This is a genomic window from Streptomyces sp. CB02414, from assembly GCF_001905385.1.
Classification (GTDB): domain Bacteria; phylum Actinomycetota; class Actinomycetes; order Streptomycetales; family Streptomycetaceae; genus Streptomyces.
In genome coordinates, this window is record NZ_LIPF01000012.1 from 199,392 (window position 1) to 217,390 (window position 17,999).

Genomic DNA, 17,999 nt, shown 5'->3' on the forward strand with positions numbered 1-17,999 from the left:
GTGTTCTTCCTCCTAGCTCAAGTTCCCTCCGACCCCTCACGACAACGGGGCCCCTGCCGGGGGCACCGTCTACACGCAAGGATGAGCTCTGCCATGACCACGTCCACCGCCCTCACCACCGACGAGGCACGTACCCGCCTGCACGAACTGACCGTCGTCGACGTGCGCACCCCGGGCGAATACGCCGGAGGTCACCTCCCCGGCGCGCTCAACGTGCCCCTCGACCAGATCCAGCGTGCGCTGCCCGACCTCCGCCACGCAGCCGACCGCGGCGACGTCCTGGTCGTCTGCGCCTCGGGTGCCCGTTCCGAGAACGCCTGCCGGATCCTCGCGGAGCACGGCGTCGCCGCCGCCACTCTGACGGGAGGCACCGGAGCCTGGGCGGCCGACGGCCACGAGCTGCACCGTCCCCAGGGCCCCTCGCGTGCCACCTGGGGCATGGAGCGGCAGGTGAGGCTCACCGCAGGAGTGATCGTGCTGCTCGGCCTGCTGCTCGGCCTCGTCGTCCACCCCGCCTTCCAGCTCCTCTCCGCCGGCATCGCGGGCGGCCTGGTCTTCTCCGCCCTCACCAACACCTGCGGCATGGCCGCCATGCTCGCCAAGCTGCCCCACAACCGTCCCCGCGCCGCCGACCTCGACAACACGCTGACCGCACTGCGTAACCGCTGAACCATGCGGGGGGAGACCCCGCGGTGGGACGGCGTCGCGGGACGAACATCGCCGGCGCCGGCTGCCGTAGCCCGTGTCGGGGTGATCATGAAAAGCCAGAACACGGCCAGCGCGCGTGTGCTCGCTGCGGCCCCGGGACGACGCGATCGCCATCACCGTCGGCCAAGTCCGGGGGGTTTCCAGCCGATGACGCCGCTGTCCCCGTGCTCTCTGCCCGCCGTCTTCTCAGACCCTGGGCGGGGTACCGCCGCTGCCGAGCTCATCCTCGACCCAGGAGCGAGGCACGTACACCGGCTTGAGACGGGCGCAGCGGTGGTAGGCGCGTTCGGATACTGGTCGACCGTGGCGTACTGCGTGGCCTGCGTCGACTGCGAGCACGGCTTCGCCGACAACATCGAATACCCGTCCGATCCACCGGGGCACAGCATCCTCCTATACTGATCTGTATAAGAACCGCTCGCGGGCCAGTTTACACAGACCTGTAAAGACGGGCAGGGTGTATGCGATACGAGGTGGCGGATGCGCGTGATCTCACCCCGCGGGCCAGGAGCATGCTCACGGTCGCGTCCGCGTTGTTCTACGAACACGGCGTTCACCCGGTAGGAGTGGACAGGATCGCTGCCGAGTCGGGCGTTACCAAGCGCACCCTCTACAACAACTTCGGTCCCAAGGACATCCTGGTGGCCACCTACTTGTGGAACCGTCATGTGCAGTGGTGGCGGGACTTCGAGGAGCGTCTGGCTGCCGCCGAGCCCCCGCGGGCGCTGACGTTCACGCGTGGCTGAGCGTTCCTCAACGCCGCGGCCGAACTGCCGACGGACCATCCGGCGTACGCCGTCATCTGCTCCCACAAGGGAAGCATTGAGGAGCGGCTCGAAGAGCTCATCGCCGAGGAGCGGCCGGCGGTGGATTCGAAGGCCCTGGCGCGGCATCTCTTTCTGCTGCTGGAGGGAGCTTTCGCCCACCGCGGCATCCATGGCGCGGGTCTGCTGCCCGAGGCCCGTGAGATCGCTCGGGGCCTACTCACCTGACTGATCGTCTCGGAGTGTGGAGTCGGTTGAAACCGGATGGCTCCGCTGCTGCCGCCTGCTCCCGAACCGGCGACGCCGCCATCCCGGACGACTTCGGGTTCCCGGCCGGACCGAAGCCGGTGTACGGCCGCACCCGCAGGCCGCCCCTCCCACGGGTCGTCAGGAACAGCACGCACTCCGGAGGCGCCGGTCAAGCCTGCGGGCACCGAGTCTTTCTGATCACCTCAGAGCGATTCCGGCGCCCGAGCAGTGTTCGATCGGTTTGCCTGTGTGGTGTTCGTGCCTGCCGGTTCAGGCGTCTCCTGCTCAGTGGCCCGGTGGGCGCTGAGGGTGGTGAGCGCGAGAAGGCCGGCGGCGAGGAGGATGCCTGCGGCGACGGTCAAGGCCGTACCGTACCCGGAGACCAGTGCCTCCCTGGTGCCCAGCATGGCCTTCTCCGGCTGCGCGGTGGCGGTCGCGGCGACCCCGGCGAGTACCGCCAGACCGAGAGCGACACCGAGCTGCTGCGCGGAGTTGAGCAGGGCCGAGGCGATCCCGGCCTTGTCCGCGTCGACGCGATAGACCGCGGCCTGGGTGAGGGCGAGCGCGCCCAGACCGAAACCGAGTGCGAGGACGAACATCGCCGGTGCCAGGTGCAGCCAGTAGCCGGTGTCAACGGTGATCGCGGAGAACCAGAACGCGGCCAGCGCGCTCAGCAACGCACCCAGACCGGCCACGAAGCGAGGGGCGAATTTCATCAGCCCGGACGCCGGGAGGGGATCCGACGGATCGGGCGGCACATGGCCACGCACGAGGAGGCGCGTGCGTGCCTCGCCGCGGCGTCGGCCGGAGCAGCACCAGCAGGGCACGCAGCGTTCTTCCAGGGCGATCTCGGTGCCGGCGCTCAGTGCCGACGGAAGCGCGGATGTCCGTCAGCCGGCGCTTGCGGTCCAGATCCAACCGGGCCCACAGCAATACCAGCGTGAACATCGGAACCGCCATGCCCAGGGCGTGGACGGCGAGCGGCGCCCCGCCGTGCAGGGGATCGCCGTCCGCGGCCGCCACGGCCAGGATGGCGCCTTCGTACCCGGTGACGCCCCCACTGGCGAGCCGAGCGATCCGGCGCGGCTACGCACTCAGGCCAGCGAAAGGAACAACTTCTCCAGTCGGGCCCGCATCTGCTCCCGGTCACCGGAGGCGGCCATGTCCGCATCGGTCAGGCAATGCTGCAGACCGGTGGCGATGATCGCGAAGCCCGCTTTGTCCAGCGCTCGGGAGGCCGCCGCGAGTTGTGTGACCACTTCTTCGCAGTCCCGCCCTTCCTCGATCATCTTGATCACCCCGGCGATCTGGCCCTGTGCCCGCCGCAGCCGGTTGACCACCGTCCTCAGTTCCTCAGCAGCCATCGCCAGTTCCACGCCCCACGCCCCTTCTGTATACCCCCGCGGGTAATCTACCCGGCGGTCGGGAGCTCGGCCAATGAGGTGGGTGAAACCGGCAAGCTCCGCCGTTGTCGGGCACGATCGGGTTGTGATGAAACGTGTGATGAGCGCTGCTGTCCTCTACCGTCATGGGGGCGCGGAAGCGCTGGGGCTGCGAGATGACTGGCCGCTGCCCGAGCCCGCTCCGGGGCAGGTTCTGGTGCGGGTGGCTGCGGCGGCGATCAACAACACGGACGTGTGGACCCGCGAAGGGGCGTACGGGTTGCCCGGGCGACCGGAGGCGAAAGCGGGATGGCGGGGTCCGCTGGAGTTCCCGCTGATCCAGGGCGGCGACATCGCGGGCACCGTCAGTGAGCTCGGCGCGGGTGTGTCGGCGAGGTGGCTGGGCTGCCGGGTGCTGGTCGATCCCGCCTTCTACGCCGACGACGGTGAGGAGGCCCCGCCCGTCGGTCTGCTGGGCAGTGAGAGGGACGGCGGCTTCGCCGAGTACGTCGTGGTGGATGCCGACCGCCTGCACGACATGAGCACCTCCCCGCTCTCCGACCAGGAGCTGGCCGCCCTTCCGGTCGCCTACGGCACGGCGATGGGGATGCTGGAGCGCGCGGAGATCCGCAGCGGTGAGACGGTGCTCGTCACCGGCGCTTCCGGCGGGGTGGGGCTGGCCCTGGTGCAGCTCGCGGCGGCTCGCGGGGCACGGGTGGTGGCGCTGACCAGCGGGGCCAAGGCCGCCGCGCTGCAGGAGGCCGGAGCCTCAGCGACGCTGCCCAGGAACGCGGACCCCGCCGACCTGGAACGCCGACTGGCGGCGACGGCGCCCACGGGCCTGGACGCCGTCGCGGACGTGGCGGGAGGGCCGTGGCTCGAGCAGTTCCTGCCCGCCCTGCGGGAAAACGGGCGCTGGGTCATCGCCGGCGCCGTGGCGGGCCCTGTCATCACCTTCGACCTGCGCCGCCTCTACCTGCACAACCTCCGCCTCATCGGCTCCTCCATGCACACCCGCGCCCATTTCTCGACCCTGGCCGACCTGGCCCGCACCGGGAGCGTGAAGCCCCGCATCGCGGCCGGCTTCCACCTGAGCGACATCCACGCCGCTCAGGAGGCATTCCGGGACGGCACCCACGTAGGCAAGATCACCATCGTCCCTTGACGTGCGAGGGCACTGCCCAACGGATGCACGCTCCGCGGCCGGCGGGGGCGTCGCTCTGGCTGGAACGCCCGCCTTCCGGTGACGCGTCATGTGGACTGCGTGGCGATCCTTGAACCGAGGGCAAGAGGCCTGAGGCGTGCGTGTTGCGCCGTGCGGGTTCCACTCCGTCCAGCCCACTGGCATCCAGTGGGAGTACCTGACAGGTGGTTGTGGGCTTGGACCAACCACGCTACGGAGTCTAAGAGTTCGTCCAGCCGCGACTCGAACCCGACGCGGGAACCACACGGTCTCCCTGCGCTTCGAGACCCGGGATCACCTTGTCGCGCTGTCCCCATCCGATGCCGGGCCATCGAGCGCGGACACTTCCGCCGGCAGGTCGTGCCCGAGGCGAAGCCCGACTCCGGGGCAGGTACTGCCACTGTATGCCGGTCTGTGGGACGAAGAGATACCGCACAGGGGACCTCGACGCCCGGAGGTACGTGGATGGCCGGTGATCGAGGGAGTTGATGAACTGGGTACCCCAGGTCCAGCGGACGTCCGCCTGCATCGTGGGAAGCCCGCCGACGTACCCGACCACCCGCTTCCGCTCCGCACCCACCCCGTTCCCAGAGCACATGACGTACGTCGTCCTGCCCCGGGACGTCTGACCCGCCCCACCCCGCACGCCGGGGAACGCGGCCTGTGCGGGAGGCGAGTCACCGGCCGCCCGCTGTCCGCGCCGGTTCGACGGCCCGAGCAGCGGGGGAGCCGGGATCACTTCACGCGACGGCGGTGCCCTCGAGCTCGACCATCTGACCGGGGATCGCCAGCCGCGTCACCCCGAGCATGGTGGTGGTCGGCGCGACGCCGGCGGCGCCCAGGCGGCCCGCCAGCACACCGTAGTGCTGGAAGAGCAGATCGACGTCGGTCGTGTAGACGTTCAGCCGGACGAGGTTCGAGAGGATCATGCCCGCCTCGGCGAGCACCGCCTCGATATTGTCGACGGCCAGCGCCAGCTGCGCCGCCATGTCACCGTCGTGCTCGGGCTTGCCTTCCTTGCTCATCGCCGTCTGGCCCGAGATGTACAGGGTGCGCGAGTGCCCGGAGACGACCTCGCCCTGGTTGAATCCCATCTCGACCGACCACGACACCGGGTTGACCGCGTTACGTTCCATTGCCGCACCTGCTCCATTCGGTACATGAGACGTCGTGCGATGAACCCTGTCAGGAATACGTGACACCCTTGGTCATGTATTTCGCTAGGGTTTTCCCATGCGCGCCGACCGGTTGGTTTCCCTGGTGCTCTTGCTGCGTCAGCGAGGCCGGATGACCGCCGAGACACTCGCCCGGGAGCTGGAGGTGTCGACCCGGACGGTGCTGCGCGACATGGAGGCCCTCTCCGCGGCCGGGGTACCGGTCTACGCGGAGCGCGGGCGGCACGGCGGGTTCGCGCTGCTGCCGGATTTCCGGACGGCGCTCACCGGCCTGAACCACGACGAGGCGCTCGCCCTCGTGGTCGCCGGATCACGGCGCGGCGCGCAGTTGTTCGGCCTGGGGCCGGCGCTCGCCTCGGCCGTGCTGAAAGTGGTCGACGCGCTGCCCGAGGGGCTGCGGGACACCGCCGCCGGAGCGGCGCAGCGGCTGCTCATCGACCCGGAGACCGATCTCCTCTCGCGTCGCGTGGCGCCCGAGGAGGTTTCCGACTCCATCGCCGCCGAGGTCCGGCGCGCGGTGTTCGCCGGGCACAGACTGCGCATCCACTACGAGGCCGTGGGCCGGCTCCCGCAGTGGCGCACGGTGGACCCGGTCGGCCTGGTCACCGTCAGGGACCAGGGCTACCTGCTGGCCAAGCGCGGCACCGAGGACCGCACCTACCGGCTGAGCCGCGTCCTGGCCGCCGAGGAACTCGACGAACCCGCGCAGCGTCCGGACACCGTCGACCTGGACGGGGCCTGGCGCGAACGCAGCGTGCGGTTCCGGACCGGCGGCGACAACACCGTCGTCGTGGTCCGCGTGGACGCCGCGCACCGGGAGCACCTGGTCGCCACCGCCGTGGCGGTCCACTCCGAGGAGACCGACGAGGACGGCCGACGCCGGCTGCACGTCGTCTTCCAGGACGCACGGCACGCGGAGTGGGCGCTGTGGCAGCACGCCATGTACGCGGAGGTGGAGGCCCCGCAGTGGCTGCGCACCTCCCTGCACCACCGCGCGACGGTGATCGCGGCCCGCTACAAGCCGCCCGCCTGAAAGCTCGGTCCACACCCGCGAAGCCGAACAACGGCCACGGACACGGCCGGAAAGGGCCGTGTTCCGCCGCGGTCGTCCGGGCAGGTATCCCGCGGTCTCTTCAGCCGCCGCAGGGGGTGTGCCGTCGTGGAATCCTTACCTGTCTCCGCCTCCGTCCGCCGTCTCGGATCCTCGATGGCAACCGAGGCGGAGCTGACCGATATGGTGCGCGCCCACTACGACAGCGAGCCGATGCTGCGGCTCGCGGGTGAGATCCACTTCGACGCCGGGCTGAGCCGTGCGGAAGTGCGGGCGGCCGCGCGGGTGTTCGGCGAGCCGCTGCCGGATCTGGTGTACCTGCCGTGTGCGGGGACTCTGCGCCACGCCCCACCGCTCCTTGCGGAAGGCGCGCGGCACGTCGTCGCGGTCGACCTGTCCGGACCGAGCCTGACCGCCGGACTCGGCCGCAACGTCCCCGCCGGCCTGCGCGGCCACGTCACGGCGTACCACGGCGACGTGCGCGACGCCGGGCAGGTGCTCCCGGAGTGCGGGGTGCGGCTGGCCTTCCTCGGCGGCAACAGCCTGGGCGACGTGACCGCACCGGAGGGCCACCGGCAGTTCCTGCACGCACTGGCCCGGTCGTTGACCCCGGGCGGGGTACTCGTCTTCGACTACGTCTCCGACCGCTACCTGCCCGCCGGCACCGGACCCACGACCAGCGAATGGCCGCAGGTCTGGCACGGTCCTGAGGGTGACGTGGACGTCGTGGACCGGCGCACGCGCACCTGCCGGCCACTGGGCACCTCGGGGATGGCGCTGCTCCGCATCCGGTGCGACATCCTGGGCTTGCACGACGGCCGGCCCCTCGCACCGCCGCATACCTACAGCAAGCTGATCGTGCCCGACCCGCTGCTGAAGGAGCAGTTCGCCGAAGCGGGACTGGAGCTGACCAACACCGGTCCCGTCGCCGACTGGTCCGGCTACCACCGTGACCGCATCGACCAGGTGGGCGACCTCGGCATGATGGGTGAACCCGACTGCTGGTACCGGGCGGTGCGCCGGTGAACGCGGCGAACGGCCCCGGCCACCTCCGGATCGGCGCCTCCCCGGTCCACGGACGCGGCGTCTTCGCCACCCGCGCCATCACAGCCGGCGAGACCGTCGAGTCCTGTCCCGTACTCCTGGTACCCGCCTCCCAGCGCCACCTGGTCGACGGCACGGCCCTGTACGACTACTACTTCAACTGGCCCGGCGGCCAGGCGGCCCTCGCGCTGGGCTACGGCAGCCTCTACAACCACTCGCCTCGAGCCAACGCGCGCTACCGCAAGAACACCGACACCCTCACCGTGGACATCCACGCCGTCCGCGCCATCGAGCCGGGACACGAGATCACCGTCGACTACACCTGCGACGGCACCAACCCCCTGTGGTTCCGGCCGGTGGATCACTTCACGACTCCCTCATGAGCCCCGGGGCGGAGTGGAGGATTCGCGCCGGAAGCCCGGCCGGTCGGCCGAAGGCGGAGCCGGGGAGCGCCGGCCAGCGTCCTACATGGCAGGCAACCACCATGGAGGGGCAACCCGATGGACCAGCGAACGTCCGACCGCGGCGCAGGCGTGACCACCGAATTCGAGAGGGACGTCGTCAAGCTGATGCTGGAGACGATGCGCGCGGTGGCCAAGCAGGAACGCGACGACGTCGGCACGGAGGGCCTGTTGTACGCGCTCGTGTCGGGTGACTGGGCCGCGGGTTCCGCGATCGCCCCCGGGATGAGGGCATCCGGTTCACTCGGCGGTTCGATCGGGAGCCGGGAGACATCCGTGTGGATCAGTGGGGACGCGGGTGACGACACGGTGGGCAGCCCGGAGGACGAGCGCGAGATCGATGCCTTCTGGCGCGAGGTCCGGCACGAGGAGGCCCGGAGGCTGCGCTGGAAGAATCGGAAGGAGGAGCAGACAAGTGTCGAACTCCCTTCGGCGACCGCCGCGGTGCGCGTCTGTCTGCGCAAGGCGCTGGAGGCCGCGCGGGAGGAACGCTCCGCCTCCGTGCGCGTCCGCCACGTGGCGCAGGCGCTGATGGCGCTGCCCGATACGCGTGCCCGCGAGGCCATGGTGGTGGAGAAGCTGGATGTCGCGGCCGCCTCGGCCGCGCTCGACGCGTTGCGGGGGAGCGACGAAGTGCCGGAGCCCGGTTCGGTGCTGATGATGCGCAAGGCGGGGGCGTTCGGGAAGAGCGGCAATCCGCTGACCCGGAAGTTCACCGCGTGGATATTCGGGGGTGGCGCCGGGTTCGGCTCCCCGGTGGTGGCCGCGGCCCGTTCGGAGGCACAGCGGAGCGCGGTGCGGCGCGGGGCTACGGAGACGGAACCCGTCGACGTGCTGCTCGGCATCCTGGCGCTGGACCGGTCGCTGGCCGTCGCGGAACGTGAGCTGCCCGGGGAACTGGCGGGAGCGAACCGAGGGGCGGAACTCCTGCGGCGGCACGGCGGCCGGCATGGTGCAGTCGCCCAAGTGCTGCTTCCCTCCACCGGAGTCGCGGAGGGCGAGCCCCCGGAGGTGGCCGGCTCCGCCGACTTCGAGCGACGGCTTCTGCACGTCACGCAGTTCACCGCCTCCGCCCAGGGCTCGCCGACGGTCGGCACGACTCACCTCCTGGCCGCCCTGCTGGACGAGAAGGGGACTGACGCGGAGTCCGTGGCGGAGGTCGAGCGTGTGCTCACCGAGAGCGGTGTGGATGTCGACGGGCTGCGGGCGGAGCCGGAGCTGCTGGTCCCCGGGGGAGCGGCACAAGACGTCTGATGCCGCGGGCTCCCCGTGGGCGAAGCGGTGCGGGGAGCCGGTGCGGGGAGCCGGGGGCGGGGGCGTCCGGAGGCCTCGACGTCACACAGGGGTCTCGACGTCGCGGGGAAACGTGACCGTCCGCCTCCTCCGTCCGGCGGGCCGGCGGTGCCGGTCATGCTCCCCCGCCCGGCGGCTCCCCGCAACGCGGGCCTTGGGGCCGCGGCGACGGCCGCCGCCACGCCGCACACCACGAACGCGACGCCGAATCCGCTGCTCAGGGCGTCCAGGGCCAGGCCGTGCGCCGCGGAACCGGGTGCGCCGGGCGGCAGGCTGTTCACGGCGATGGGGCCGCTCGCCGCGGCGATCTCACGGGCCGCGGCGAGGTCGCGGAGCAGCGCCGGCGCGACGAAGGCTAACGAAGGCTAGAACCCGGACATCAGCAGCCAGGATGCGGCGACCCGGTGCAGGAGCCGTGAGACGACCGGGATGAGGACGAAGGCGGGGCCCTGGAGGAGCAGGAAGGGGACGGCGACGCGCATGACGGCGACGACGGACGACACGGTGAAGGCCCGGTTTCGGCGGGGCGCACGCCCTGTGGGAACTCACTGGCCGGCGAGCCCAGGTGGTGATCCACGAGGCCGACGCGCCGATGCTGCGCTCCCGCCGGGCCCACGTGGAGGAGTACCTCGCGGGGCGGGCCGGTACCTCGACGACCTCGAGGGCGAGGCGAAGGTGACGGCCGCGACCGACGCCGTCATCTCCGGCGAGCTGGAGCCGACCCTGCTGGTCAGGGGCGGCGAGACCCTCTCCCTCGGGGGTGACGTCACCGTCTCCGGGCACGCGGTGCCCAGCCACACGCCCGGCTCGGTCGCCTTCGCGGCGACGTTCCTGCCGGGCCACCGCCTGGTCGTGGAGCTCTCCAACGACGAGCCCCTGACCGACGCGCACAACGCGCTGCTGCCGCCGGACGCCTTCCACCTGCCGGTGGGCCGTCGCGTCACCCACAAGATCTACCGTGACGCGGCGCACCCCTCCCGCCAGGTCCTGCCGTTCACGACGGGCGCGGCTTGACCTTGACACGTTGTTAAGGTGTGCCCTGGGTGCAGGAGGTGGTCCCGATCAACACCACAGACGGAACCGACCGCAACGCCCGCGTGGCCCGGGCCCTGAGCGCCGAGGACGGCTCGGTCCGGCTCCAGGCGGCCCTGGCGGCCGGCACCCGGCCCGACCCGGGCTTCCTGGAGCCGCTCGTCGAGCGGTGCGCCGTCGAGCCGGACTTTTTCGTACGGGACATGCTGTCCTGGGCGCTGACCCGCCTGCCGCCGGAGGCCACCCTGCCCCGCGTCCGCCGCGAACTCGGCTCCGAGCGCACCCGGGCCCGCAGCCAGGCGCTGCACACGCTCTCCAAGATCGGCGACCGGAGCGCATGGGCCTGGATCACGCGCGGCATGCTGCGCGACGCCGACGACGAGGTCGCGCGGACCGCGTGGCGCGTCGCCGTCGTCCTCGTGCCCGAGGAGGAGAAGGCGGACCTGGCCGGCGAACTGGCCGGACAGCTCGGCCGCGGCGACCGCGACGTGCGGCTCAGCCTGAGCCGGGCCCTCATCGACCTCGGGGACGTGACCGGGCCGGCCCTGGAGAAGGCCGCGGCCGGCCCCGACCCGGCGGTGGCCGCGCACGCCCGTGCCACGGAGCTGCTCCGGCGCGATCCCGAGGCCGGTTTCGACGCGGCCGTGGAGGAGGCGAAGCGCAGGGTCGCACTCGGCCCCGAACGGGCCGCCGTGACGGACGGGGCGGAGACCACGGAGTGCTGATCGGCGAAGTGGCCCGCCGCTCGGGGGTGAGCCCCCGCATGCTGCGGCACTACGACACCCTCGGGCTGGTGCGGCCGACCGGTCGCACCGTCGGCGGCTACCGCGAGTACTCGGCCGAGGACGTCCGCAGGATCTTCCACGTGGAGAGCCTGCGGTCCCTCGGGCTCTCGCTCAAGCAGATCGGGCGCGCGCTGGAGGACCCGGCCTTCTCGCCGTCCGCCCTGGTCGGCGACCTCATCCGGTGGACGGAGGAGCGCCTGGAACGGGAACGGGAGCTGCTGGAGCGGCTCCGCGCGATCGACGCGTCGGCGCCCACCGGCTGGCCGGACGTCCTGGACGTCGTCGCCCTCATGCAGGGACTCGACTCGGCCAGCGCCGCGCGCAGGCAGCAGACCGTGCTGGCCCGGCCGGAGGGTGCCGCCGTTCCGCCCGAGCTGCTGGCCGGGGCCGTCCTGTCCGAGTCCGACCCCGTCGTCGCGGGCGCCCTGCGCTGGGCGCTCGCCCGGTCGGACGGGGACGGCCTCGCGACCCTCGCGGCCGGCCTGCGCTCGGACGACACCGGCGTCCGGCGGCGCGCGGTGCTGGCGATCGCCGCGTTGCCCGAGGTCCCCGGGGCGGCCGAGGCGCTGACGGACGCGCTCGGGGACGCGGACCGGACGGTGCGCGGGCACGCCGCGCTGGCGCTGGGCAGGCGTGGCGAGGAAGCGGCGGTGCCGACGCTGGTCGGCATGGTGGTCGAGGGGGCCAACGACGTGGACGCCGCGGAGGTCCTGGGGACACTGTCCCGGGACCCCGGGTGCGCGGAGCGGATCATGGCCGCCCTGGACGGCGAACTGGCGGCGCCCACCGCGGACCCGGCGACGCGGATCCGGCTGGCCCAGGCCCTGGTCGAGCTGTCGGGGGACGCCCCGCTGGAGGTACTGCGCCGGCTGTCCCGGGACGACGACCGTGCCGTCGCCCTCGTCGCGTCGGCCTTCGCCGGGGTGGTGGAGCAGCGGGCCTCCGACGGACCCGCGTGACCCACCGCTCGCGGACACGCCCCTCAGCGGCCGACCAGCTCCGCGAACCGCCCGGCGTCTACGTTGCCTCCCGAGGCGATGACGCCGATCCGGCGCGGGCGGGGTTCCAGGCGTCCGGCCATGAGCGCGGCCAGGGCGGTGGCACCGCTGGGTTCGAGGACGATCTTCAGACGCTCGAAGGCGAAGCGCATGGCCGCGACGATCTCGTCGTCGCTCACGAGGGCGATCGCGTCGACCAGGCGCCGGTTGACGGAGAAGGTGATCTCGCCCGGGGTGGGCAGGGCCTGGCCGTCGGCGATGGTCCGGGGGACGGGAACGGTGACGCGTTCGCCGCTGTCCAGGGACCGCTTGGTGTCGTCGCCCGCCTCCGGCTCCACGCCGACCACCCGGATTCCGGGGTGCAGGGCCTTGGCGGCGGTGGCGCTGCCGGCGACGAGTCCACCGCCGCCGACGGGGACCACGAGGGCGTCGAGCGCGCCGGTCACCTCCAGCAGTTCGACGGCGGCGGTGCCCTGGCCGGCGATGACGTGCGGATGGTCGTACGGCGGGACGAGGGCGAGCCCACGCTCCTCGGCGAGCGCTTCGCCGAGGGCGGTGCGGTCCTGGGTGTAGCGGTCGTAGGTGACGATCTCGGCGCCGTAGCCGGCGGTGGCCTCCCGCTTGGAGCGCGGGGCGTCCTCGGGCATGAGGATGACGGCGGTGGTGCCCAGTTCCCGGGCGGCCAGCGCCACGGCCTGGGCGTGGTTGCCGGAGGAGTAGGCGGCGACGCCCTTCGCCAGCTGCCCGGCGGACAACCGGGAGGCCGCGTTGTAGGCGCCGCGGAACTTGAAGGCGCCGACCCGCTGGAAGTTCTCGCACTTCACGAACACCTCGGCGCCGACCAGGGCGTCGAGCGTGCGGGAGGTGAGGACCGGGGTGCGGTGCGCGATGCCGTCGAGACGCGCGGCGGCGTCCCGGACGTCGGTGAAGGTGACGGGCGGTGCGGTGGTCATGGTGTGAGGTCCCTCCTGGTGAACTCCGAGCGGGCCGGCCCCGGCCCACGTGGCGTCGCGCGCGAGTCAACGTAACGTCCCGCTCCGGGTACCTCCACCGGCATCACTCGGTCAGCGCGGTCAGCGCCGCCAGCTCCTCCGCCGTACGGGGACCCGTCGCCGAGTCCGCCAGCAGCCCCCGCGCACGCAGCAACCGCGCCGCCGCCACGCCCCACGGCAGGCGCAGCCCGGCCTGCCGCAGCAGCTCCGTGCGGGCCAGCGTCGCGGCCGTCGGGCCGGTGTGCACACCGGCGGGGGTGAGCAGCGCGGCGTCGTCCGACCAGCGCAGGGCGAGGTCGACGTCGTGGGTGGCCATCACCACCGTGGTGCCGCCCGCGCGGAGCCGGTCCAGGGTGGCGAGCAGCCGCTCCTGCCCGTCCGGATCGAGCCCGGCGGTCGGCTCGTCGAGGATCAGCACCCGGGGCCGCATCGCCACGGCTCCGGCGATCGCGGCCCGCTTGCGCTGCCCGTACGACAGCAGGTGCGTGGGCCGGTCGGCCAGCCGGGCGATGTCCAGCGCGGCGAGCGCCTCGCCGACCCGGGACCGGACCTCCGCGTCGGACAGACCGAGGTTCAGCGGTCCGAAGGACACGTCCTGCGCGACGGACGCCGCGAAGAGCTGGTCGTCCGGGTCCTGCACCACCAGCTGCACGGTGGTCCGCAGCCGGGTGAGCCCCCGGCGGTCGTACGCCACCGGCTCCCCGTCGAGCGTCAACCGCCCGGCGCGCGGCTTCAGTCCGCCGCTGAGCAGCCGCATCAGCGTGGTCTTGCCGCTGCCGTTGCGGCCCAACAGCGCGAGCGCCCGCCCTTCGCGCACCGCGAAGTCCAGCCCGGTCAGCACGTCCGGCCCCTCCTCGTAGGCGAAGGACACGCCCCGCAGGGCGACCAGGGCCGCTTCCGGCTCGTTCACGACAGGGGTCCTTCCAGTACGAGGGTGAGGGCGGCCAGCGCCGCCAGCAGCGCCACGCTCGCCGCGGTGAACGGCACCGAGACGCGGGCCTCGGGCACCAGCACTCGCAGGGTGCCGTCGTAGCCGCGCCCGGCGAGCCCGCTCTGCAGCCGCGCCGCCCGGTCGAAGGCCCGCACGAACGCCGTGGCGCCGAGCCCGCCGAGCGAACGCCAGGCCGCGGCCCGGGTGGTGTGCCCCAGCCGCGCCGCCTGCGCCTGCCGTATCCGGCGCACCGAGTCCAGCAGCAGGAAACTCATGCGGTACGTCACCAGCGCCACGTCCACCACCGGCGCCGGCACCCCGGCCCGCACCAGCCGGGGCAACAGGTCGGACATCGGCGTGGTGAACGCGAACAGCAGCACCCCGAGGGAGGCCGCCGAGGTGCGCAGCAGCAGCTCGCCGGCGCGCACCGGCCCGCCGTCCGCCGCCGTCAGGAACCCGCCCGGACCGCCGACCTGAACGAGCAACGGCAGCGCCCCCGTCACGCAGAAGCCCAGCGGCACCCGGTACGCCCGCCACAGCCCGCGCCCGGGCACTCCCGCCGGTCCCAGCAGCACGGCCAGCGCCGTCACCAGCACCAGTACCGCGCCCGGCCAGGGCGGCAGGGAGACCGCCAGCACGGTCAGCCCGAGCCCGAGCACGGCCTTGTCCACGGGATGACGGCGACGCCAGCGACTGCTGTGCGCCGCCGCGTCGATCGGCAGCACTCAGTCCCCTTCGGGAGCGTCCCGCACAGCCGCCGCCGTCGCCCGCTCCGCGCCCTGCCGCCGCCCCCGCCGCAGCCCGAAGTAGTACGCCAGCACCCCCGCGCCGATCGCGGCCTGAAGAGCGAACAGCGCCGACTCGACCTCTCCGGAGGGCGGTTCGTACAGCGGCGAGAACCACGGCTCGTAGTCCGGTTCGATCTCGGTGATCGCCGTCTCCGCCTCCGCGTCGGCCCCGGCGAACGGCTCCTCTTTGTGGTCGCCGAGCCCCAGCGCCAGCGGCAGCACCGCGAGCGCCGCCACGGTGAGCAGCAGCAGGGCGTTGATCCTGGCGTTCCGGCTCATCGGGCCACCGCCTGTCCCTCGGTCTCCTTGGACCCCGTGGTCCCCGTCTTCGTCAGCAGGACGCCCAGCCGGGTCAGTTCCTCCTTGCTGGACTGCACCAGCAGCCGCATCACGAGCACCGTGAGCAGGCCCTCGCTCACCGCCAGCGGGATCTGCGTGACGGCGAAGACGGACCCGAACTTGCCGAGCGAGCCCAGGAATCCGCTGCCCGGGTCGGGGAAGGCCAGCGCCAGCTGCACGCTGGTGACGCAGTACGTGGACAGGTCGGCGACGAACGCCCCGCAGAACACGGTGACCATCAGCGGCACGTCGAAGCGGCGCAGCAGCCGGTAGACGCCGTACCCGGCCCAGGGGCCGACGACCGCCATCGAGAAGACGTTGGCGCCGAGCGTGGTCAGCCCGCCGTGCGCGAGCAGCAGCGCCTGGAAGAGCAGGGTGATGGTGCCCAGCACCGCCATGACCGGCGGCCGGAAGAGGATCGCGCCCAGACCGGTACCGGTCGGATGGGAGCAACTCCCGGTGACGGACGGCAGTTTCAGGGCCGACAGGACGAACGTGAAGGCCCCGGAGGCGCCGAGGAGCAAGGTGCTCTCCGAGTGCTCCCTGACCTCACGGGTGAGTGACCGTACTCCGTGGACGACGAACGGCGCGGACGCGACACCCCAGGCGATCGCGTGCGCCGGAGGCAGAAAGCCCTCGGCTATGTGCATGACTCGGCAGACCCTCTCCAGCACCTCGTGGATGGACGACGCGCCTTGGCCGGTCTCCTGGCTTACGGGTACCACCGCCCGTGCTCCGCCTTCCCGGATCGCAAGCGATCCAGTGGCTGCCCGCGAGGGCCGGAGCCGGACTTCCCGATTCACAGTGGCGAGGGCCGCACCGGCATCACACCGGATTTCCCGTTCACCAAGGCGTGACGACGGTAGTGCTCCCACGAGGGTGGTGACAAGCGGGCCTCCCGCCGGGCGGGCGCGTGCGCCCCCTCAGCCCTCCCGTGAGCCGGACCGGTCCCGCCCCGTGCGCCGCACCACCATGTCGCGCATCCGCTGCGTCAGCGCGGTCGCGGCGGCGGTCAGGAACACGAAGCTGTACGCGATCTGCAGGACCGTCACGATCCGCGCCGACTGGCCCCGCGGGGTGATGTCGCCGTACCCGACGGTCGCCAGGGTGACGACGGTGAAGTACAGGGCGTCGACGCGGGTGTGCAGGCCGGTGAACTCGCCCGGCTGCTTGGCGAGGGCGTAGTAGGTGGCCGAGAAGACGTGCACGGACAGGACGATCAGCAGGGAGAGGACCATGCCGGGCCGGGAGTCCGGCCGGTCGACGAGTACGTGCCGGATCTGCCGGAGCAGCAGCACCGCCACGACGGTCAGGACCAGGGCGAACAGCAGCCAGCTCAGCAGGGGGCGCTGCGGGCCCAGGTGGTCGAGGGGGAGGAGGAAGTAGGCCGTGACCACGACCGCCGCGGCCCCGGCCCGCAGCCCCCAGGGCCGCATCGTCCGCCACCCTGCCGACCGGCCCCTCACCGCCCCGCCCCGGTCGCCGCTCCGCCGTCCGCGCCCGGCTCGGTCCGGCGGGCCACCTGGGCGACGACGAAGGCGACCACCGACCCGGTGACGATCAGCGGCATCTGGTCGTGCGCGTCGCCGCCCATCAGCAGTACCGCCAGCACGGCGCTGGCCAGCGGCAGCCCCGTCACCGCGGCCGCCGCGGCGGAGATGCCGAGGGCGAGGGCCGGCGTCATGCCGAAGCCGGGCAGGCCGGAGCAGGCCAGGGCCGTCGCCGTGCCCAGCAGCACCGCCGGGAAGATCGGGCCGCCGCGCAGACTGCCCAGCGCGATGCCCCAGGCCAGCCCCTTGCACGCGACCAGCGCCACCAGCGCGCCCACCGACCAGGCGTGCGGGTGTGCGGCGAGCTCGGCGAGTGTCGCCTGCCCGGACAGTGCCGCCTCGGCCGGGGAGCGGCCGGTGATCAGGGCGTACGCGCTGACGCAGACGCCGACCGCCGTGGCGCAGGCGACGGTGCGGACGGCCGTGCGCTCCCGCGTCCAGGAGACCGTGCGCCGGCCCAGCCCGCGGCCCAGCGTGATCAGCACGGCGATCAGCGCCGCCGTGGGGATGCCCCAGAGGAAGTCCCCGGCGTCCGGATTGGCGCCCGGCGGCAGGTCGTGCAGGGTGAGGGCGCCGATCTTCAGGCCGGTCCACTGGCCGAAGCCGGTGAAGACCAGGGCGCCCGTCGCACTGGCCAGCAGACAGGGCAGCAGCAGGGCGACCAGCTGGGCGCCGCCGAGCCCGGCGCCCTCGATGAGCAGCACGGCCGCGGCCACCGGACCACCGAGAATGGTGGAGATCGCGGCGGTGGAGCCGGCCGTGGCGAGGACCGCGCTCGCCTTCGGGTCCCCGGCCGCGCCCGCCCGCCGCACCGCCAGCAGGGCGAGCCCGCTGCCCACGGCCATCAGCGGCGCCTCCGGTCCCAGCACCACACCCAGGGGCAGCGTGGCCAGCGCGGCCAGGACGGCGCCGGGCAGCGCGCGGGGGCCGACGGGCGCGCCGCCCAGCCCGTTCACCGGCAGATGACCGCCGCCGCCCGGCATCCGGGTCACGATCGGCGCCAGGATCAGCCCCGCGAGCACCAGCGCGGGCAGCGGCCACCACCAGGGCGGATCGTCGTACCCCACCGCCTCGGGCAGCGCCGTCCACACCCAGTGCTGGAGCTCGTGCTGCAACCCGACGAAGAAGAAGCAGGCCAGTGCGATGGGCATCCCCAGCAGCACGCACAGCAGCAACAGCCGCAGATAGCCGGGGCTGAGCAGGGTGCGCCGCAGGGACTGCTCGGCCCGGTCCGGCACCGCGTTGGCCGGGGCGGGCTGCGTCGTCACGGGCCC

At 72.7% G+C, this 17,999-nt stretch carries 23 protein-coding genes and 1 riboswitch; of the genes, 12 read left to right on the plus strand and 11 right to left on the minus strand.

Annotated elements, in window-relative coordinates; translation table 11 throughout:
* Positions 1–93 precede the first annotated feature (93 nt).
* The 3 genes from AMK11_RS33285 (at position 94) to AMK11_RS39055 (ending at position 1,700) form a co-directional block, all read left to right on the plus strand.
* The gene (locus AMK11_RS33285) at positions 94–669 is read left to right on the plus strand and encodes a rhodanese-like domain-containing protein (RefSeq protein ID WP_073731839.1); all 576 of its coding nucleotides are present in this window, start codon (positions 94–96) and stop codon (positions 667–669) included.
* 551 nt (positions 670–1,220) lie between these two features.
* A complete protein-coding gene (locus tag AMK11_RS38265; RefSeq protein ID WP_198941517.1) occupies positions 1,221–1,454 on the plus strand; it encodes a TetR/AcrR family transcriptional regulator in 234 nt (77 codons plus the stop codon).
* Positions 1,455–1,574: 120 nt separating this feature from the next.
* Positions 1,575–1,700, plus strand: coding sequence for a hypothetical protein (locus tag AMK11_RS39055; protein ID WP_274535688.1), 126 nt, complete (start codon positions 1,575–1,577; stop codon positions 1,698–1,700).
* Between the two features lie 224 nt (positions 1,701–1,924).
* Here AMK11_RS39055 and AMK11_RS33295 read toward each other — a convergent pair whose 3' ends face one another.
* Both AMK11_RS33295 and AMK11_RS33300 read right to left on the minus strand, forming a co-directional pair.
* The gene (locus AMK11_RS33295; RefSeq protein ID WP_198941518.1) at positions 1,925–2,491 is read right to left on the minus strand and encodes a hypothetical protein; all 567 of its coding nucleotides are present in this window, start codon (positions 2,489–2,491) and stop codon (positions 1,925–1,927) included.
* 324 nt (positions 2,492–2,815) lie between these two features.
* Positions 2,816–3,097 carry a metal-sensitive transcriptional regulator gene (locus tag AMK11_RS33300; protein ID WP_073731840.1) on the minus strand — a complete coding sequence of 94 codons (282 nt, stop codon included), beginning with the start codon at positions 3,095–3,097 and terminating at the stop codon, positions 2,816–2,818.
* A 127-nt stretch (positions 3,098–3,224) separates the two neighbouring features.
* Between AMK11_RS33300 and AMK11_RS33305 the strand changes: the two genes are divergently transcribed.
* Together AMK11_RS33305 and AMK11_RS38045 are read left to right on the plus strand one after the other, a co-directional pair.
* Positions 3,225–4,268: a zinc-binding dehydrogenase gene (locus AMK11_RS33305; protein ID WP_073731841.1), complete on the plus strand. Its 1,044-nt coding sequence runs from the start codon at positions 3,225–3,227 to the stop codon at positions 4,266–4,268.
* 506 nt (positions 4,269–4,774) lie between these two features.
* On the plus strand, positions 4,775–4,915 hold the full coding sequence (locus AMK11_RS38045) for a hypothetical protein (RefSeq protein ID WP_158071005.1): 141 nt from the start codon (positions 4,775–4,777) through the stop codon (positions 4,913–4,915).
* A 111-nt stretch (positions 4,916–5,026) separates the two neighbouring features.
* On the opposite strand, the gene AMK11_RS33310 is transcribed toward AMK11_RS38045, so the two are convergent.
* Positions 5,027–5,422 carry a RidA family protein gene (locus AMK11_RS33310; protein ID WP_073731842.1) on the minus strand — a complete coding sequence of 132 codons (396 nt, stop codon included), beginning with the start codon at positions 5,420–5,422 and terminating at the stop codon, positions 5,027–5,029.
* 97 nt (positions 5,423–5,519) lie between these two features.
* Between AMK11_RS33310 and AMK11_RS33315 the strand changes: the two genes are divergently transcribed.
* The 4 genes from AMK11_RS33315 (at position 5,520) to AMK11_RS33330 (ending at position 9,271) form a co-directional block, all read left to right on the plus strand.
* Positions 5,520–6,494: a helix-turn-helix transcriptional regulator gene (locus AMK11_RS33315; RefSeq protein WP_073731843.1), complete on the plus strand. Its 975-nt coding sequence runs from the start codon at positions 5,520–5,522 to the stop codon at positions 6,492–6,494.
* Between the two features lie 174 nt (positions 6,495–6,668).
* Positions 6,669–7,538: a class I SAM-dependent methyltransferase gene (locus tag AMK11_RS33320; protein ID WP_143194605.1), complete on the plus strand. Its 870-nt coding sequence runs from the start codon at positions 6,669–6,671 to the stop codon at positions 7,536–7,538.
* Complete coding sequence (locus AMK11_RS33325) at positions 7,535–7,939, plus strand: SET domain-containing protein (protein ID WP_158071006.1); 405 nt, start codon at positions 7,535–7,537, stop codon at positions 7,937–7,939. The genes AMK11_RS33320 and AMK11_RS33325 overlap by 4 nt, the downstream gene beginning before the upstream one ends.
* A gap of 117 nt (positions 7,940–8,056) precedes the next feature.
* Entirely contained in the window at positions 8,057–9,271 is a 1,215-nt protein-coding gene (locus tag AMK11_RS33330) for a Clp protease N-terminal domain-containing protein (RefSeq protein ID WP_073731845.1), read from the plus strand.
* Positions 9,272–9,675: 404 nt separating this feature from the next.
* Here the strand turns inward: AMK11_RS33330 and AMK11_RS38865 are convergent, their stop codons facing one another.
* Positions 9,676–9,813 (minus strand): hypothetical protein, encoded by a 138-nt coding sequence (locus AMK11_RS38865; protein WP_241847130.1) that lies wholly within the window; start codon positions 9,811–9,813, stop codon positions 9,676–9,678.
* 172 nt (positions 9,814–9,985) lie between these two features.
* Between AMK11_RS38865 and AMK11_RS38870 the strand changes: the two genes are divergently transcribed.
* The 3 genes from AMK11_RS38870 to AMK11_RS33350 are packed head-to-tail and all read left to right on the plus strand — an operon-like array spanning position 9,986 to position 12,086.
* Entirely contained in the window at positions 9,986–10,324 is a 339-nt protein-coding gene (locus tag AMK11_RS38870) for a hypothetical protein (protein WP_241847131.1), read from the plus strand.
* A 29-nt stretch (positions 10,325–10,353) separates the two neighbouring features.
* A complete protein-coding gene (locus tag AMK11_RS33345) occupies positions 10,354–11,067 on the plus strand; it encodes a HEAT repeat domain-containing protein (protein WP_073731847.1) in 714 nt (237 codons plus the stop codon).
* On the plus strand, positions 11,061–12,086 hold the full coding sequence (locus tag AMK11_RS33350; RefSeq protein ID WP_073731848.1) for a MerR family transcriptional regulator: 1,026 nt from the start codon (positions 11,061–11,063) through the stop codon (positions 12,084–12,086). The genes AMK11_RS33345 and AMK11_RS33350 overlap by 7 nt, the downstream gene beginning before the upstream one ends.
* Positions 12,087–12,109: 23 nt before the next feature.
* On the opposite strand, the gene AMK11_RS33355 is transcribed toward AMK11_RS33350, so the two are convergent.
* The 7 genes from AMK11_RS33355 to AMK11_RS33385 all read right to left on the minus strand — a co-directional run bounded on the left by AMK11_RS33355 (position 12,110) and on the right by AMK11_RS33385 (position 17,993).
* Positions 12,110–13,078 (minus strand): threo-3-hydroxy-L-aspartate ammonia-lyase, encoded by a 969-nt coding sequence (locus AMK11_RS33355; RefSeq protein ID WP_073731849.1) that lies wholly within the window; start codon positions 13,076–13,078, stop codon positions 12,110–12,112.
* 103 nt (positions 13,079–13,181) lie between these two features.
* The gene (locus tag AMK11_RS33360) at positions 13,182–14,027 is read right to left on the minus strand and encodes an ATP-binding cassette domain-containing protein (protein WP_073731850.1); all 846 of its coding nucleotides are present in this window, start codon (positions 14,025–14,027) and stop codon (positions 13,182–13,184) included.
* On the minus strand, positions 14,024–14,773 hold the full coding sequence (gene cbiQ / locus AMK11_RS33365; RefSeq protein WP_073731851.1) for a cobalt ECF transporter T component CbiQ: 750 nt from the start codon (positions 14,771–14,773) through the stop codon (positions 14,024–14,026). The genes AMK11_RS33360 and cbiQ overlap by 4 nt, the downstream gene beginning before the upstream one ends.
* A complete protein-coding gene (locus AMK11_RS33370) occupies positions 14,774–15,115 on the minus strand; it encodes an energy-coupling factor ABC transporter substrate-binding protein (RefSeq protein ID WP_073731852.1) in 342 nt (113 codons plus the stop codon). It abuts the gene before it with no gap.
* Positions 15,112–15,825, minus strand: coding sequence for an energy-coupling factor ABC transporter permease (locus tag AMK11_RS33375; RefSeq protein WP_073731853.1), 714 nt, complete (start codon positions 15,823–15,825; stop codon positions 15,112–15,114). Before AMK11_RS33375 ends, AMK11_RS33370 begins: the two co-directional genes overlap by 4 nt.
* A 30-nt stretch (positions 15,826–15,855) precedes the next feature.
* Positions 15,856–16,041: riboswitch (cobalamin riboswitch) on the minus strand.
* Between the two features lie 57 nt (positions 16,042–16,098).
* Entirely contained in the window at positions 16,099–16,611 is a 513-nt protein-coding gene (locus AMK11_RS33380) for a potassium channel family protein (RefSeq protein WP_198941519.1), read from the minus strand.
* 26 nt (positions 16,612–16,637) lie between these two features.
* Positions 16,638–17,993: a chloride channel protein gene (locus tag AMK11_RS33385; protein WP_073731854.1), complete on the minus strand. Its 1,356-nt coding sequence runs from the start codon at positions 17,991–17,993 to the stop codon at positions 16,638–16,640.
* Positions 17,994–17,999: the final 6 nt, after the last annotated feature.

Bases quoted from the DNA above. Each gene is read 5' to 3' on its own strand.
- AMK11_RS33355 (WP_073731849.1), bottom strand. From the start codon at position 13,078: ATGACCACCGCACCGCCCGTCACCTTCACCGACGTCCGGGACGCCGCC.
- AMK11_RS33370 (WP_073731852.1), bottom strand. From the start codon at position 15,115: ATGAGCCGGAACGCCAGGATCAACGCCCTGCTGCTGCTCACCGTGGCG.
- AMK11_RS33330 (WP_073731845.1), top strand. From the start codon at position 8,057: ATGGACCAGCGAACGTCCGACCGCGGCGCAGGCGTGACCACCGAATTC.
- AMK11_RS33375 (WP_073731853.1), bottom strand. From the start codon at position 15,825: ATGCACATAGCCGAGGGCTTTCTGCCTCCGGCGCACGCGATCGCCTGG.
- AMK11_RS33320 (WP_143194605.1), top strand. From the start codon at position 6,669: ATGGCAACCGAGGCGGAGCTGACCGATATGGTGCGCGCCCACTACGAC.
- AMK11_RS33315 (WP_073731843.1), top strand. From the start codon at position 5,520: ATGCGCGCCGACCGGTTGGTTTCCCTGGTGCTCTTGCTGCGTCAGCGA.
- AMK11_RS33380 (WP_198941519.1), bottom strand. From the start codon at position 16,611: ATGCGGCCCTGGGGGCTGCGGGCCGGGGCCGCGGCGGTCGTGGTCACG.
- AMK11_RS38045 (WP_158071005.1), top strand. From the start codon at position 4,775: ATGAACTGGGTACCCCAGGTCCAGCGGACGTCCGCCTGCATCGTGGGA.
- AMK11_RS38265 (WP_198941517.1), top strand. From the start codon at position 1,221: ATGCTCACGGTCGCGTCCGCGTTGTTCTACGAACACGGCGTTCACCCG.
- AMK11_RS33285 (WP_073731839.1), top strand. From the start codon at position 94: ATGACCACGTCCACCGCCCTCACCACCGACGAGGCACGTACCCGCCTG.
- AMK11_RS33310 (WP_073731842.1), bottom strand. From the start codon at position 5,422: ATGGAACGTAACGCGGTCAACCCGGTGTCGTGGTCGGTCGAGATGGGA.
- AMK11_RS33305 (WP_073731841.1), top strand. From the start codon at position 3,225: ATGAGCGCTGCTGTCCTCTACCGTCATGGGGGCGCGGAAGCGCTGGGG.